General features: G+C 61.1%; 11 protein-coding genes and 3 pseudogenes. 10 read left to right on the plus strand and 4 right to left on the minus strand.

Annotated elements, in window-relative coordinates:
* Window positions 1-174 precede the first annotated feature (174 nt).
* The 3 genes from pdxR to NKH02_RS22590 all read left to right on the plus strand — a co-directional run bounded on the left by pdxR (window position 175) and on the right by NKH02_RS22590 (window position 3,278).
* Window positions 175-1,671, plus strand: coding sequence for a MocR-like pyridoxine biosynthesis transcription factor PdxR (gene pdxR / locus NKH02_RS22580; RefSeq protein WP_502913855.1), 1,497 nt, complete (start codon window positions 175-177; stop codon window positions 1,669-1,671).
* A 159-nt stretch (window positions 1,672-1,830) separates the two neighbouring features.
* Window positions 1,831-2,322: an MOSC domain-containing protein gene (locus tag NKH02_RS22585; protein WP_352881588.1), complete on the plus strand. Its 492-nt coding sequence runs from the start codon at window positions 1,831-1,833 to the stop codon at window positions 2,320-2,322.
* A 344-nt stretch (window positions 2,323-2,666) separates the two neighbouring features.
* Window positions 2,667-3,278, plus strand: a complete 612-nt coding sequence (locus tag NKH02_RS22590; protein ID WP_352881590.1) for a flavin reductase family protein — start codon at window positions 2,667-2,669, stop codon at window positions 3,276-3,278.
* A gap of 179 nt (window positions 3,279-3,457) precedes the next feature.
* Here NKH02_RS22590 and NKH02_RS22595 read toward each other — a convergent pair whose 3' ends face one another.
* Window positions 3,458-3,829 carry a cupin domain-containing protein gene (locus NKH02_RS22595; RefSeq protein ID WP_352881673.1) on the minus strand — a complete coding sequence of 124 codons (372 nt, stop codon included), beginning with the start codon at window positions 3,827-3,829 and terminating at the stop codon, window positions 3,458-3,460.
* Between the two features lie 175 nt (window positions 3,830-4,004).
* Window positions 4,005-4,193, minus strand: a pseudogene (locus tag NKH02_RS22600) (helix-turn-helix domain-containing protein); the annotation flags it as partial.
* Between NKH02_RS22600 and NKH02_RS22605 the strand changes: the two are divergent.
* Window positions 4,107-4,380, plus strand: a pseudogene (locus NKH02_RS22605) (IS66 family transposase); the annotation flags it as partial. The pseudogenes NKH02_RS22600 and NKH02_RS22605 overlap by 87 nt on opposite strands.
* A gap of 144 nt (window positions 4,381-4,524) precedes the next feature.
* Here the strand turns inward: NKH02_RS22605 and NKH02_RS22610 are convergent.
* Window positions 4,525-5,202: a transposase gene (locus NKH02_RS22610; protein WP_352881591.1), complete on the minus strand. Its 678-nt coding sequence runs from the start codon at window positions 5,200-5,202 to the stop codon at window positions 4,525-4,527.
* Window positions 5,203-5,331: 129 nt separating this feature from the next.
* A complete protein-coding gene (locus NKH02_RS22615; RefSeq protein ID WP_352493669.1) occupies window positions 5,332-5,796 on the minus strand; it encodes a Ros/MucR family transcriptional regulator in 465 nt (154 codons plus the stop codon).
* Window positions 5,797-6,306: 510 nt separating this feature from the next.
* On the opposite strand from NKH02_RS22615, the gene NKH02_RS22620 reads away from it, so the two are divergent.
* From NKH02_RS22620 to istB, 6 genes and pseudogenes are all read left to right on the plus strand, one after another.
* Window positions 6,307-7,950, plus strand: coding sequence for an MFS transporter (locus NKH02_RS22620; protein WP_352881594.1), 1,644 nt, complete (start codon window positions 6,307-6,309; stop codon window positions 7,948-7,950).
* A 466-nt stretch (window positions 7,951-8,416) separates the two neighbouring features.
* Complete coding sequence (locus tag NKH02_RS22625; RefSeq protein ID WP_352881595.1) at window positions 8,417-8,710, plus strand: hypothetical protein; 294 nt, start codon at window positions 8,417-8,419, stop codon at window positions 8,708-8,710.
* A gap of 902 nt (window positions 8,711-9,612) precedes the next feature.
* Window positions 9,613-10,811 (plus strand): annotated as a pseudogene (locus NKH02_RS22630) (IS256 family transposase).
* Between the two features lie 487 nt (window positions 10,812-11,298).
* Complete coding sequence (locus tag NKH02_RS22635) at window positions 11,299-11,658, plus strand: hypothetical protein (protein WP_352881597.1); 360 nt, start codon at window positions 11,299-11,301, stop codon at window positions 11,656-11,658.
* 77 nt (window positions 11,659-11,735) lie between these two features.
* Window positions 11,736-13,304: an IS21 family transposase gene (gene istA, locus NKH02_RS22640; RefSeq protein ID WP_352881676.1), complete on the plus strand. Its 1,569-nt coding sequence runs from the start codon at window positions 11,736-11,738 to the stop codon at window positions 13,302-13,304.
* Window positions 13,237-13,971 carry an IS21-like element helper ATPase IstB gene (istB, locus tag NKH02_RS22645; RefSeq protein WP_352881599.1) on the plus strand — a complete coding sequence of 245 codons (735 nt, stop codon included), beginning with the start codon at window positions 13,237-13,239 and terminating at the stop codon, window positions 13,969-13,971. Before istA ends, istB begins: the two co-directional genes overlap by 68 nt.
* Window positions 13,972-14,030 lie beyond the last annotated feature (59 nt).

A 14,030-nucleotide genomic window follows, 5' to 3' on the forward strand; every position in this document is an offset into this window, starting at 1 on the left:
CCATGATGGATCGCCCGGGTGGCAAATCCGGGGCTGGTGCGGTTGAGCGACCCCGTGGGAGCATCGGTTTCGGATTGATGGGAGCGGGTCATTCGGCCTCTGAGATCTTTCTTGGTTCCGAAAAGATTGACGGCAAACTGGCTAATGTGAAATATCCAGTTGGCGATGAAAGAGATGGTCCAGTCTTCAAGTGCCGGTTCTGCAGCGCGCTCGCATGCGTTGGGTGCACGCCAGATATACGAGGCCCTTCGCGAGCAAATCCTCGGCGGCGTCTACGAAACCGGCAGTCAGCTGCCATCCTCCCGGGCCCTGGCAAATGATCTCGGCGTTTCGCGAACCACGGTCACGGTCGCCTACGAGCAACTGGCTGCGGAAGGTTTCATCGAAGTCCGTCAAGGCGCACGACCTCGCGTTGCGTCTTCGTTGATCGGCCATGGGACGGGGCGCACTCACGCGCAACGGGTCGGCCCGATCCACCTGTCCGCATATGGCGAGCGGCTGCGCGCGACGTCACCCTGGCCAGATTATCTGCCGACTGGGCTGAAGGTCGATTTCCGCTATGGCGACCTGGCACCGTCGGATTTCCCTTCATTGGTCTGGAAACGCGCGATGAACGAGGCGATGGGGCAGCGCCCGCTGCGTCTTGCCTATGACGATCCTCGCGGCTCGCGCCGGCTTCGCCAGGCGCTTCAGGGCTATCTCTGGCGCGCCCGGACCCTGAGCTGCGACCTCAACCAGATCATAGTTGTGAACGGTTCGCAGCAGGGCCTTGATCTGTGCGCGCGCCTGCTTCTCGATCCCGCCGACCGTTTCGTCATCGAGGATCCGTGCTACAGGATGGCGCGTCAGGTCTTTGCCAGTACGGGAGCCTCACCCATCCCGGTCATCGTCGACGAAGACGGGATGAGGACCGAGTTGCTGGCGGGGATCGGGGCACGACTGGCTTATGTGACGCCATCGCATCAGTTTCCGCTGGGTGGCGTCATGCCGATCGCGCGCCGCCACCAACTCTTGGAATGGGCGCGGCACAACAATGCCTATGTGATCGAGGACGACTACGACAGCGAATATCGCTACGACATCAATCCGGTCCCTCCGCTGCACAGTCTCGAGGACCACGGGGCTGTCATCTACCTCGGCACGATCTCCAAAACGCTCTCGCCGATGCTGCGCATCGGCTACCTCGTCGTCCCGCCCGAATTGCAGGAGGTCTTCGCAACCGCCAAACAATTCGCAGACCGGCATTCGCCGGTCGCTGAACAGGAAGCGCTGGCATCGTTGATCGAGAGCGGCGGCTACGAAAGCCATGTGCGCCGTGTGCGCAGGCTGAACGGCGAGCGTCGGGAAACGTTGTTGGGTGCCTTGCAGCACAGCTTCGGGGATCGCATCACTGTCCAGGGAGCAGATGCGGGACTGCACGTCGCGGTTTGGTTCAATGGCCTGCCACGATCGCGGGAAACGGCCTTGGTCGAATCCGCCCGCGACGCTGGCCTGGGGCTACACCTGATCTCGCCGCTCTACGAACGGCCATCGGACGAAGGCCGCACCGATCGCATCGGACTTGTCATGGGCTATGCCGCCTTGAGCATTCGGCAGATCGGGAAGGGCGTTGAGGTCCTGCGAGAGGTTGTCAAGCAGGTGCAAGACGCGATGCCGGTGCGGAACAACTGAGACGGGACGACCCCCGAAAGCTGGCGCTGAAAACGGTCCGAGGGCCCCCCGTATTCTTTCCAAACAGCCAACTGGACCGGGAAAATGCCATGCAACTGGCGCTGTTGATCAGGCCAGTTTTGCAGCAGGTTTTCACGAGACGAATTTCCGAGAGCGATGATGACCTGGCGAGGAAAGCTGCTTCACGTCCATATCGCGCCTGCCGCCTCCTATGAAATGGAGGAGCTGGCGCAGGCGCAGCTTATTGCCGGCCAAGGCATTGTCGGAGACCGCCACTACCTGGGGATGGGGACCTATTCCGCGCGTCCCGACGTTCGCGAAGTGACGCTGATCGAAGCTGAAGTTCTGGAAGCCATCGCGCAGGGCGAACCCAGGATACCGGGCTTCAAGGCCAAGCTGGCGCCCGAAGATCACCGGCGCAATCTGACGACACGAGGCGCTCCGCTAGGCCATCTTGTCGGCAAACGCTTCCGGGTCGGGGAAACGATCCTCAGGGCCGCCCGGATGAATGTGCCGTGCAAGTATATCGAGGAGTTGCTCGGGCTTCCGGGTCTCTACGAGGGGCTTCTGAATCGCTCCGGCCTGAACTGCACAATCGAGGTCGGGGGCGTGATCCGCCCCGGTGATCTGATCTTGCCCATCGACGAGTGAAACGCCATGGCCTCGCCGCGTATTATCATGAAGCTGACCGTGACCGCCGTCCGCAAGGAGCCGGGCGACGTGCTGGTCATCGACCTGACACACCCACGCAAACCTGTGCTGCCGGCGTTCGAAGCGGGTTCTCACGTCGACGTCCCTCTGCCTGAAGGGAAGGTGCGTCAGTATTCACTTTGCGGCGACCCGACCGAGCTTGGCCGCTACACCATCGCGGTGAAGCGCGAGAATGACGGCCGTGGCGGCTCGGCGTGGATCCACGAAACCATTGCCGTCGGCTCCACACTGCCTGTCTCCGCGCACGCAACCATTTTGCGCTCAAGCCAGGCGAGGGGCCGACTTTGCTGCTGGCAGGGGGGATCGGGATCACCCCGATTCTGGCCATGGCGCGCGCGCTCACCCGGCAGGCCAAGCCCTTCGAGTTGCACTATTTCACCCGCGGCCGGGCGCTCACGCCACTCTTAGAGGTAATCGAGGACGATCTTCCTGGCGATAATGTTCGGTTCCATTTCGACGACGAGCCGGCGACCCGCCAGGACATCGCCGCGCTGCTGGCGAACCGTTCGGCCGAGGCTCAGGTTTACTATTGCGGACCGCCTGGCTTCATGGCGGTTGTGGGGCGCGCGGCCGAACACTGGCCCGAGGGTACTGTTCATTTCGAAACTTTCCAGCCTCCCGAGTTTGATGGCGCGCCACCGGAACCATTCGTCATAGAACTGGGTGAGGGCAGGATGGTCGAGGTTTCGGCGCAGACCACGGCGCTCGAGGCCCTGCGCGCGGCCGGTGTGCCCTTGCTGGCCTCATGCGAGAACGGGGTTTGCGGGAGCTGCGAGTGCGGGATGTTCAGTGGACAGCCAATCCATCGGGATTCCGTCCTGTCCAAGGAGGCACGCGGCCACCGCTTCATCCCCTGCGTGTCGCGCGCGACAGGTGTGTTGAAGCTCGATCTTTGACGACCCGGGATGCTCGGTCCGGCCGCTGATTTTCGGGGAGTTCGATGACGCCGAAACTTGCATATCTGGACGAGATCGAGCGTCAAGACGCTTCGGGTCGAGCATTTCGGCCAGACCGGCCAGATCTCTACCGCCCCACGGCCTCGATGCGAATGCCATCGTGCATGCCGCCCAGGCGGTCAGTGCCGGCCTCCAGATCCGATATCTGAAGGCGCTTCCTTGGCGGTTGCAGGATCAGGGTGCCAGTGTGAGTAGCCGTGCAAGGCGCCATTATCCCGAAGGCCTTCGTGCTGGTAGGTCAAGTTTCCTCGCTGCGTTCGAGCACAGCCATGGAAAATGAAACGGCATGATCGTCGGCAGCCGCATACGAATGCCGGCTGATCGGTGAGGAGCCGCGCAGCTTCGCCGGCTTGCAAGACAATGGTCTCGGAGCCGACAGTGATCTTGAGGCTTCCCTGCAAGACCGAAACAAGTTCGCGAGCGCCGCGGCTGTGGGCGTCCGACCAATGGACATCGCCGGGCGCAATGGTCCAGGACCACATCTCGAACATCGTTCGGCCTGATGTTGATGCCACGAGTTTCGCCTCGCTCCCTTGCGGCGTTTTCCAAAGCGTTGCTGGATTGGTCCGTTTCGATCGGATCGTCTGTGCTGTCTTGCGAAGATTCACTCAACAAGTCCGTGACGGACAAAGAGAACGCGAGAGCCAGTCGACACAGGACTCCGATGCTCGGATTTGCCTTTCCCTGCTCAATGGCCACGACAGTGCCCTTCGATAGGCCCGCGCGCTTTGCAAGTGCATCAAGACTCATATTCTTCAGTCGCCGCAGATGCTGCACTTTGGACGAGAGCGCTGTCGCTATGGCTGCCGCGTCGCCAGGGCCAAGGCATCGGATGATGCGGCGCTGATCGCACATCAGGATTTGACGATCCGCAAGCTACAGCGGGCGCTGCATGGTCAGAGTTCTGAACGTTCCGCCCGCCTGCACGACAGATGGAACTCATCTTCGAGGAACTCGAGAGCACAGCGACGGAAGACGAGGTCCCGGCGAACAGGCCGCGGCCCGGACCACCGAGATGGCCTGGACTCGGCCGAACAGGCCGATGTAAGAGCTGCCGCATGAACGTCCGCGCCTTTGACAAGCCGGCGAGCTTCAAGAAGGAAGCGGCGGCATGTTCTGCATGGCGCAAACCCTACGCGGCGATGGCGCCGCTCCCGTTCAAACCCGTGGGGCTGGGACTGCCATGTTACAGTCCCAGCCGTCTCTTCAGTTCGGCGTTCTCCGCGCGCAGGCGTTCCGCAAGCAGGCTCTTCAACCGCTTGTTTTCTTCCTCCAGCGCCAGAAGATCTTTGAGATCGTCACTCGCCGGCGCGGCAACCGCGGCCTTCTTCTTCCATTGATAGTAGGTCTGCTCCGATGTGCCGGCCTGCTTCACGGCGCTTTTTAGAGTGGCGCCGCCACTGAGCAACTTTTCGATTTGACGGAGCTTTTGAGCGCGCTCCTCTTCGGAGTACATTTTGCGGCCGAGCCGCACTGCACCGACGCTCTTATTGGCCTCGGATGAAGCGCCGTCCTTACGGGCCGACATCAAATCCGCCTTTGTGTTTCGCTGCGGGCGGCCCTTCTTCTTCGTCCCTAGAGCCTCGATCTTCGCAGCGCCTTTCGTAGCGGCGTTTAACGGTTCAGTATGCTCGGTCTCTGTCATGTGATGCTCCACTTTTGCCTGGTCCAAACGTTCAGCATTAAAAGTCACGATATTGGAATCAACAAACTGACGGTTTGACGTGTCCATCTCCTCGAGTTGCCGTGTTGTCTCGGCGAAAGCAGCTGAGAGATCCATGTCGCCCCAAAGGGAATTGTCACGTTTTTGATAGGCGCGCCTTTGCTTGACTTCCACAATAAACGGTCGGGGTTGCCGCCTCATAGTTTCTTCCTTGATTGCATGCCACTTGAACAGGGAAACCACTGCTGAAGAGAGCAGCACCGTGCGGGCGCTTCCCAGTATTGGTACAGAGCTTTACCCAAGGGAGCGATTTTTGCCGAAAACGTTCGATCAGGCTTTTGGCTTCCGATTGCCCGATTTCTGCACCGGCGGTCCTTTTGCAGCTTGCTGGGGTTTTCGCCCTAAGCCCGCCTTTTTTGCCAAAGACGAGCGAGTTGCCGCGTAATTCGGCGCCACCATTGGGTAGTCGGATGGCAGTCCCCATTTCGCACGATAATCGGCAGGCGTCATACCATAGCTCCTAGCCAGGTGACGCTTGAGAGACTTGAACTTCTTGCCGTCTTCCAGCGAGATGATAAAATCCGGCGTGACCGATTTTCTGATCGGAACCGCGGGCTTCAACGGCTCTGCCTCTGGTTGGGATTGGGCACCAGACGGCAACGAGTGCAACGACCGGTATACATGATCAATCACAGAGGGAAGTTCTCCCATAGGAACCGGATTGTTGGATACGTATGCCGAAACAATTTCGGCGGTTAGCTCTACAAACGCGTTGCTCGTTTCACCCTCAGCCAACGTTTTCCCTCCTAGTCAGACAAATCGCACAAATGCCAAGAATAGAGTAGCCCCGCGATGTCTGCAATCGCACCCCATACCGGGCAAATAGCCGGGCGCCCATGACTCCAGTGCACGCAATCGCCACCTCGCGCGTGCTGACCGCCGAACAACGTTGTGGTCCGATCACACGGCTCAGCTGCTGATGGCGTGCGTCTCTGGCGCTTCTGGCCTATACCGAGGCACTCCGCTTCGCGCCAAGGCCAGCCCCGCGGCAGTTTGACAACGCAGCCATCGGCGCGGTAGCACCGTCCAAGGCCAAGAGTCGCAGGGCAGACCGCACCCCCTCGGGCTGCGCGACCCAGACCAACTGACGCCAACCGGCACACACATCGCGCATCGGCACCGTTGATGCGACATCGGCTTTGTTGCGAGCGCGATATCTAACTTTGTTGTGACGCAGCTGGGCGCAAGCGCACCGCTGTCAGCAGGTGAGTGAGCGAAAGAACTACGTGGTGGAGGTGAGAAGTCATGCGTCGAGATTCCCGCCCCTTTACGGCAGCCACACTGATCCCGCTTCAAAATCCGGTCTTTCGTTCGATCTGGACAGCCACGCAGATATCCAGCCTTGGCTGGCTCGTGCAAAGCGTTGCCATAAGCTGGCTCATGGCAACGATTTCGGCCTCCGATCTGATGGTTGCGCTCGTACAGGCGGCATCGACGCTGCCCGCCTTCTTCTTGTCGATTGTTGCTGGAGCGATTGCAGACAGCTTCAGCCGCCGCGGGGTAATGCTTGCCGGCCATTGCCTGATTGCGACGGCATCCGCGGCGCTGGCGCTCTCTGTGGGGCTGGGCTTTGTCAGTCCATGGCTGATCCTGGGACTTAGTTTCCTGGCCGGGTGCGGCTTTGCCTTGAATGATCCAGCCTGGCACGCCTCCGTCGGCGATATTCTGGAAAAGCGCGAGATACCCGCTGCGGTGACGCTGATGTCGGTGGGGTACAACGTCGTTCGAAGCATAGGACCGGCGCTGGGCGGTGTGATTTTGGCGCTGCTGGGCCCCCTTTCAGCTTTTGTCTTCGCGGCGCTGAGCGATCTGGTCCCGTTGAGCGCAGTACTCCGCTCCAAATGGCAAGTTCGCTCTTCGCCTCTTCCGCGCGAGCGGATGACGACGGCCATTCATGATGGCATGCGCTTCACCGCGATTTCCTCGGAGATCAGAGTGGCGATTGTGCGTGCAACCCTGTTCGGGCTGTCCAGCATCTCAATTCTTGCACTGCTCCCCCTCCTGGTTCGCGACCAACTGGCAGGGGGGCCAATCGTTTACGGCATCCTGCTGGCCGGCTTCGGGACAGGCGCCTTGATCGCCGGCATTGGAAATAGCTACTTGAGAAGCATCACGTCCCAAAATCGATTGATCACGCTCGCATCCGTTGCTTGCGCAACGTGCTGCCTTTTGATGGCCCTCACATCGTCGGTGGCTGTGGCAGCGATCGCGCTTGCAATCGGTGGCGCAGGCTGGGTTGTCACCTGGACCGGAACCGACGTGTGTGTGCAGTTGGCAAGCCCAAGGTGGGTCGTTGGTCGCACTCTGTCGATCTACTACGCTTTGACTTACGGCGGCATGGCAGCGGGCAGCTGGATCTGGGGTACTGTCGCGCAGAACTATTCCCTGACCTGGGCTTTGGAAGGTGCTGCAGGCGCACTGCTGCTGGTTGCAGCAGCGGGAAAGCTATTGCCGATACAGCTATGGGAAGAATCGGATCAAGGGGCCTTCGACTTCACGCCGCCAGATCTGGCCCTCGATCTGAAGCCCAGGAGCGGCCCAATTGTGGTCAAGGTGGAGTACTCGATCCCCGAGGAGAACATCGAGGAATTTCTGCGCTGCATGCGCGAAAGGCGGCGCGTTCAGAGCCGTGCCGGTGCGCGGGACTGGACCCTCCAGCGCGACCTTCAGAAGCCCATGCTTTGGACCGAGACGTTCCGCACGCCGACATGGACGGACTATCTTCGCCTAAACCATAGGCTAACGGTGACTGACAGGGAGGTAAGCGAGCGCCTTGCCGCTCTGCAGGTCGATGGTTGTCTCCCTCGTCTGGCACTCTCGATCGAGCGGTCGACGAGACCGGCCCCGGGCAGCCAAATCCAGCCCGTGCCCTTTGTGTCCCGTCCGTAACGCCTCCGCAGTTGGAAGCTGGTCGTCAGTCCTGAGCGGTCCATCACCTTCGCTTTGTTTTGCGAGGAAGCGATGGCGGTGGGATGGACAACTAACATTGAGGGAAGAGCGAATTCGCGTTGCCGCCGGAACGTCCGGATTGACCGCCGACACCGCAAAGGGCGCTCGGCCGGCCGGAGCGAGGTCTAGGCAGCAAGCATTCCCAGTGGGTCGGGCTGTTTGGCTCTCGCATCCAGGAAAAAAGTCGGCGCCGCAAAAACTTGGTTGCCAGTCAAATTTTTGTTCTCTCGACGCTTCACGGATTAGGATTGGATGCTTCGCTGTTGGGCGTGATGGGAGGTAGGCTGGGGATGGCGCTGCCCGAGCGACCCAAAAAACTTCACACGATGCAGGTAAGGCAGGGGACCACGTCGAACGTGTCGGCGGCAGGCTGGCTGGCGTTGCTCACGACTGAGCGGAAAGAAACATGCTGAAAATGACGCGTGCCGAGCTTCATTTGCTGGTTTGGTCGAAACCAATGGTCGAGATCGCAAGACTACACGGCGTCAGGGACCAGCACGTCGCGCAGGCCTGCGAAGCCCATGACATCGTCCGGCCGCGTGCCGGCCATTGGCAAAGAGTACAGCACGGCAAGACGGTGGAAGCCGTCGCGCTCGACAACAAGAACAATTCTCCAGAGGCGATGGTCATTATCGATCCGGCGGTCGGGAGGCCCGGCCGGCTTAAGCGGAGCGTCGACGATGAGGCATCTAAGAGATAACCGGCATGATCCGCTCAAGGGTGGCGCTGGAACTGCCACCCGAAAATGGCATCTTGGCCCAGGAATCGAGCCGCCATCGCGGACTTTGCACGAATGCAGAGCAGGAAGCGTTTCAAGTCCGGACGGCGAAGTGCGGAGCAGGTAAGCTCCGGCCGGTTCAGGAAAGTACGACATAGATGATCACGATCCTTGGGGCGCCTGGAAGACATTTCGCGCGACGCAACGATTCACCTTGCTCCAATCCATTTCATCGTTGATTGTCTGACTTTAGGCGCCGTAATTCGGAGAGCTTAGAGCGTTCGACTAGTTCGATCAGACGTCAAGACGATTTCTGTAGGACTAGGACCGTCGGAATTATGTCTGCGTAATATTCAAAAAACTGTCTATCTGCAAGAGGATGCTTGGGCAATACAAAGAGATACTTTTATCAACGGTCGAAAGTCGCGTAATATCTGTTATGGAACTTGCCGGCAGTTCCAGAAGTGTTGCAATTTAGGCCGCGAGCGTATCTGCGCATCGGCCTCCTTTTTCCGGCGCAAAACTGGTTCGGTCAACGCGTTCGCATCGTTGAATGAGGTGGTTGCGGGCCGCGAAGCGGAGCTCCTCAATAGAGGAGCGTAGCGGCCCGTAATCACCGCCAGGCTGGGGAAATTGCAACGAAGGTATGTTTTTCGTTGCAGTTTGAAGTTACCTTCGAGTCATGCCGTGTTTGAAGCTGCGCCATCCATCGATGCCTCGGGTCGTTGGTCGTGTCCCATCAGGTGGTGTAGCTCGGCGGTAGCGAAGCCGCTCACGAGCGCGCCGTTAGTAGCGCTGTAGCGAGCGAGCGGCGTGTGGGTGGTCATCGGCGCTTTCCGGTAGGGTTTGGTTGTTGACGCCAACCCATTTCGGAAGGACCACCGATGACCGACGACATGATGAACCTGCGCACGCTCGTGGAGAAGACCCCGGATGCCGATCTGCTGCGGGAGGTGATCGGCTTTGCCGCCGAGCGACTGATGGAAATGGAGGTGGGCGCGGCCACCGGCGCCAGCTATGGCGAGAAGAACCCGCTGCGGCTCGCCCAGCGCAATGGCTACCGCGACCGGGACTGGGAGACGCGGGCCGGCACGGTCGAGCTGCGCATCCCGAAGCTCAGGAAGGGAAGCTACTTCCCAGGTTTCCTCGAACCGCGCCGCATGGCCGAGAAGGCGCTAACCGCCGTCATCCAGGAAGCTTATGTGCAAGGCATCTCGACCCGGTCGGTTGACGACCTGGTCAAGGCCATGGGTATGAGCGGCATATCCAAGAGCCAGGTCTCGCGGCTGTGCGAGGAGATCGACGGGAAGGTGAAGGCCTTCCTCGAGCGGCCGATCGAGGGCGATTGGCCATACCTGTGGATCGACGCCACTTACCTGAAGGTCTGCCGCGGTGGGCGGATCGTCTCGGTCGCCGTTATCATCGCCGTCGGCGTCAACGCGGACGGCCGGCGCGAGGTACTGGGCATGGAGATTGGCACCTCGGAGGCCGAGCCGATCTGGACAGAGTTCCTGCGCAAGCTGACACGTCGCGGCCTGCGCGGCGTCAAGCTCGTCGTCTCCGATGCTCACGAAGGCCTCAAGGCGGCCGTCACCAAGGTGCTGTGCGCGACATGGCAGAGGTGCCGCGTCCACTTCATGAGGAACGTGCTGGCCCATGCCGGCAAGAGCGGCCGCAGGGTCGTCTCAGCCTTCATCGCCACCGCTTTCGCCCAGGAAACGCCCGAGGCCGCGTCCGTACAATGGCGCGCCGTCGCCGACCAGATCCGGCCGAAGGTGCCGAAGCTGGCGACAATCATGGAGACGCCGAGCCCGACGTGCTGGCCTACATGACCTTCCCCAAGGAACATCGCGCCAAGCTCCACTCGACGAATCCGATCGAACGTCTCAACGGCGAGATCAAGCGGCGCACCGAGGTCGTCGGAATCTTCCCGAACGACGATGCGGTCGTGCGCCTCGTCGGCGCAATCCTGCTCGAACAGAACGATGAATGGGCAGTGCAGCGGGCCAGATATATGACTCTGGAAACGATCAGCCAGATGAGCGATAATCCCCTGATCAGCCTGCCAGCCGTGGCGCGCTGATCAGCCCGGCCCATGCCGGAGAGCACGGCGACTAATGCCGCCAGCTACACCACGCCGCGGGAGTACGTCATGCCAAGCTGATGATTGCTTGTGGGTGCAAGTCCCATCCGGCCAAAGCCGTAGCAGGCAAGCCGGGACCGAGTCTTGCGGGCGTCGCGGCAACGCGGGGTCTGAAGTGTAGACAGGAGCCATGCGGGGTGCGGGAATGAGCCTCGAAAGGTGGATGTTCGCGGAGGCCGAGTGTGTTCCCTATTCACGAAGGCAATATGAGCATCGTCGCTACGCGAGACGATGCCGCTCCGCCGGGGTCGATGGCCGGATCACGCATGGAAGGTAATCATCGGAACATGAGAGGCCCGACCGGGTCCGCTGGATTGATCTCCAGCGGGGGACAGCAGCAAGGTACTGCCAGAGCTGCCGTCTGAGCTGAGGTCGGGAGTCGGACTGGTTCATAGTACCCGTGAAGCCGTCGAAGGAAACGAGGCGAGTGGAGGGAAGGGACCAGCCTGAGGGGAGCCTGCGCGAGGAGGCCAAGGTCCGGACACAGAGCCGGGTTGCCTTGCCGCTGAACCTCGAGCGGGTGAACGCGGCGGCCAAGCAGGCTGCCCAAACCCGGTTCACGGCCCTGCTGCATCACGTCGACGAAGAAGCCCTTTACCGGGCGTTTCGGCGACAGAAGCGACAGGTGAGTGCTGGGGTCGATGGGATGACCGTGGCGAAATACGAAGAGGGTCTGACGGATAACATCCGTGATCTCTGCGAACGGGTCCACACCGATCGCTACCGGCCACAGCCGGTGCGGCGGGTTGTGATTTTTCATGGAATGAGGACCCTGTTTGAGGGGTGATTTTCGTCCAAACGGGACCCCTTAACGAAGGGGTCATCAAGATGCCTCCGGTTTGGTCGGAGGCATTTGTGTTTTGGATGTTGGTTGTGGAGACGATTGCAAAGATACGCCGGCTGTCGCTGGTGCAGGGAAAGTCGATCAAGGCGACCTGCCGGGAGCTGAAGATCTCCCGGAAGGTGGTGCGCAAGGTTTTGCGTTCCGAGGAGACAGAGTTCCGTTACGAGCGCAAGCATCAGCCTTATCCCCGGATGGGCGCCTGGCGTGACGAGTTGGATCGGCTGCTGTCGGCGAATGCGGCCAAGTCTCAGCGGGAGCGGCTGACACTGATCCGCATCTTTGAGGAGCTTCGCGGCCTCGGCTATGACGGCAGCTACAGTTCGGTGTGGCGGCATGCTCAGAGTTGGGAGGCGAATCGCGGCAGCGCCGCGGCCGAAGCCTACATTCCGTTGAGCTTTGCGCCGGGCGAGGCCTACCAGTTCGACTGGAGCCACGAGATCGTTCTGCTCGACGGCGTGACGGTAACGGTGAAGGTGGCGCACATGCGGCTTTGCCACAGCCGTATGTTCTTCGTGCGGGCCTATCCGCGCGAAACGCAGGAGATGGTGTTCGACGCCCATGACCGGGCGTTCAGCTTCTTCCGCGGCGCCTGCACGCGCGGCATCTACGACAACATGAAGACGGCTGTGGACGCGATCTTCATCGGCAGGGACCGCCGCTACAATCGCCGCTTTGCGCAGATGTGCGGGCATTACCTTGTCGAGCCGGAGGCCTGCACGCCGGCGGCCGGCTGGGAGAAGGGGCAAGTCGAGAACCAGGTCGGGCTGGTGCGCGAGCGCTTCTTCACGCCGAGGCTGCGCTTCAAGACGCTGGAGGATCTCAACGGCTGGCTGGCCGACAAATGCGTTGCCTATGCCAAGGCGCATCGGCATCCCGAGCAGGGCGAGCGCACGGTCTGGGAGGTGTTCGAGGAAGAACGCGCCAGCTTCATTCCCTATGCCGGTCGCTTCGACGGCTTCCACTGCATTCCCGCGTCGGTGTCGAAGACCTGCACGGTGCGCTTCGACAACAACAAATACTCGGTGCTGTCGAGTGCCGTCGGCCGGCCGGTTGAGATCCATGCTTATGCCGACCGGATCATTATCCGCCAGGACGGCGTGGTCGTGGGCGAGCATGCCCGCTGCTTCGGCCGCAACGAGGTCATCTACGATCCCTGGCACTACGTGCCGGTGCTGGCCCGCAAGCCGGGCGGATTGCGCAACGGCGCGCCGTTCCTTGGCTGGGTCCTGCCGTCGGCAATGGAGAAGGTGCGCCGCAAGCTCAAGGCGGTTGATGACGGGGATCGGCAGATGGTGTCGATCCTCACCTGCGTGCTGACCGACGGATTGAGCGCGGTCGAGGCCGCCTGCCAGGAAGCCATCGAGCACGGCGTCTCGTCGTCGGCGGTGATCCTCAACATCCTGGCCCGCAGCCGCGATCCGGCGCCGGGCACGATCCTTTCCATTCCCCAGGCGCTGAAGCTGGCTCACGAGCCGATCGCCGACTGCGCCCGCTATGACAGCCTCAGGAGGACGAACAGCCATGGAACGCACCGAAGTACTGGAACTGATGGGGGCGCTGAAACTCTTCGGGATGCGCGCGGCCTATGACGAGATCATGGGCGTCGCCATTAAGCGGCAGCACGAACCGCCGAAAATCGTCGGCGATCTGTTGCAGGCCGAGATATCGGAGAAGCAGGCCCGCTCCATCAAGTACCAGCTCACCGTCGCCAAGCTTCCGCTGGCCAAGGATATCGAGGACTTCGATTTTGCCGGCACGCCTGTCAACGAGAGCCTGATCCGCGACCTCGCCGCCGGCGCTTTCGTCGCCGATCAGCGCAATGTCGTCCTGGTCGGCGGGACAGGCACCGGCAAGTCGCATCTCGCGATCGCCATTGCCCGTTCTCTCATCCGCAACGGCGCACGCGGGCGCTTCTTCAATGTCGTCGACCTCGTCAACAGGCTCGAGACCGAAACCCGCTCCGGCCGCCAGGGCCGCATTGCCGATCACCTGACCCGGCTCGACTTCGTCGTGCTCGATGAGCTCGGCTATCTGCCCTTCGCTCTGGCCGGCGGGCAATTGCTCTTCCATCTGGTCTCGAAGCTTTACGAACGCACCAGTGTCATCATCACCACCAATCTCGCCTTCGGGGAATGGCCGAGCGTCTTCGGCGACGCCAAGATGACAACCGCGCTGCTCGACCGTCTCACCCATCACTGCGAGATCGCCGAGACTGGCAACGAATCCTGGCGCTTCAAGAGCCGATCTCAAAGCTAAGGCCGAAAGCCAATCAGCCGCGCCCGATCAGGCTGTGCAACCCCGACCAGCTCCGCCTG

It is taken from the genome of Mesorhizobium sp. M1396 (genome assembly GCF_040317725.1).
Classification (GTDB): Bacteria; Pseudomonadota; Alphaproteobacteria; order Rhizobiales; family Rhizobiaceae; genus Mesorhizobium.

What these genes read in the sequence shown, in the direction of transcription:
- istB (WP_352881599.1), top strand. Translation starts at nt 13,237, where the DNA reads ATGGAACGCACCGAAGTACTGGAACTGATGGGGGCGCTGAAACTCTTC.
- NKH02_RS22610 (WP_352881591.1), bottom strand. Translation starts at nt 5,202, where the DNA reads ATGAGGCGGCAACCCCGACCGTTTATTGTGGAAGTCAAGCAAAGGCGC.
- NKH02_RS22620 (WP_352881594.1), top strand. Translation starts at nt 6,307, where the DNA reads ATGCGTCGAGATTCCCGCCCCTTTACGGCAGCCACACTGATCCCGCTT.
- istA (WP_352881676.1), top strand. Translation starts at nt 11,736, where the DNA reads ATGTTGGTTGTGGAGACGATTGCAAAGATACGCCGGCTGTCGCTGGTG.
- NKH02_RS22625 (WP_352881595.1), top strand. Translation starts at nt 8,417, where the DNA reads ATGCTGAAAATGACGCGTGCCGAGCTTCATTTGCTGGTTTGGTCGAAA.
- pdxR (WP_502913855.1), top strand. Translation starts at nt 175, where the DNA reads ATGGTCCAGTCTTCAAGTGCCGGTTCTGCAGCGCGCTCGCATGCGTTG.
- NKH02_RS22585 (WP_352881588.1), top strand. Translation starts at nt 1,831, where the DNA reads ATGACCTGGCGAGGAAAGCTGCTTCACGTCCATATCGCGCCTGCCGCC.
- NKH02_RS22595 (WP_352881673.1), bottom strand. Translation starts at nt 3,829, where the DNA reads ATGTTCGAGATGTGGTCCTGGACCATTGCGCCCGGCGATGTCCATTGG.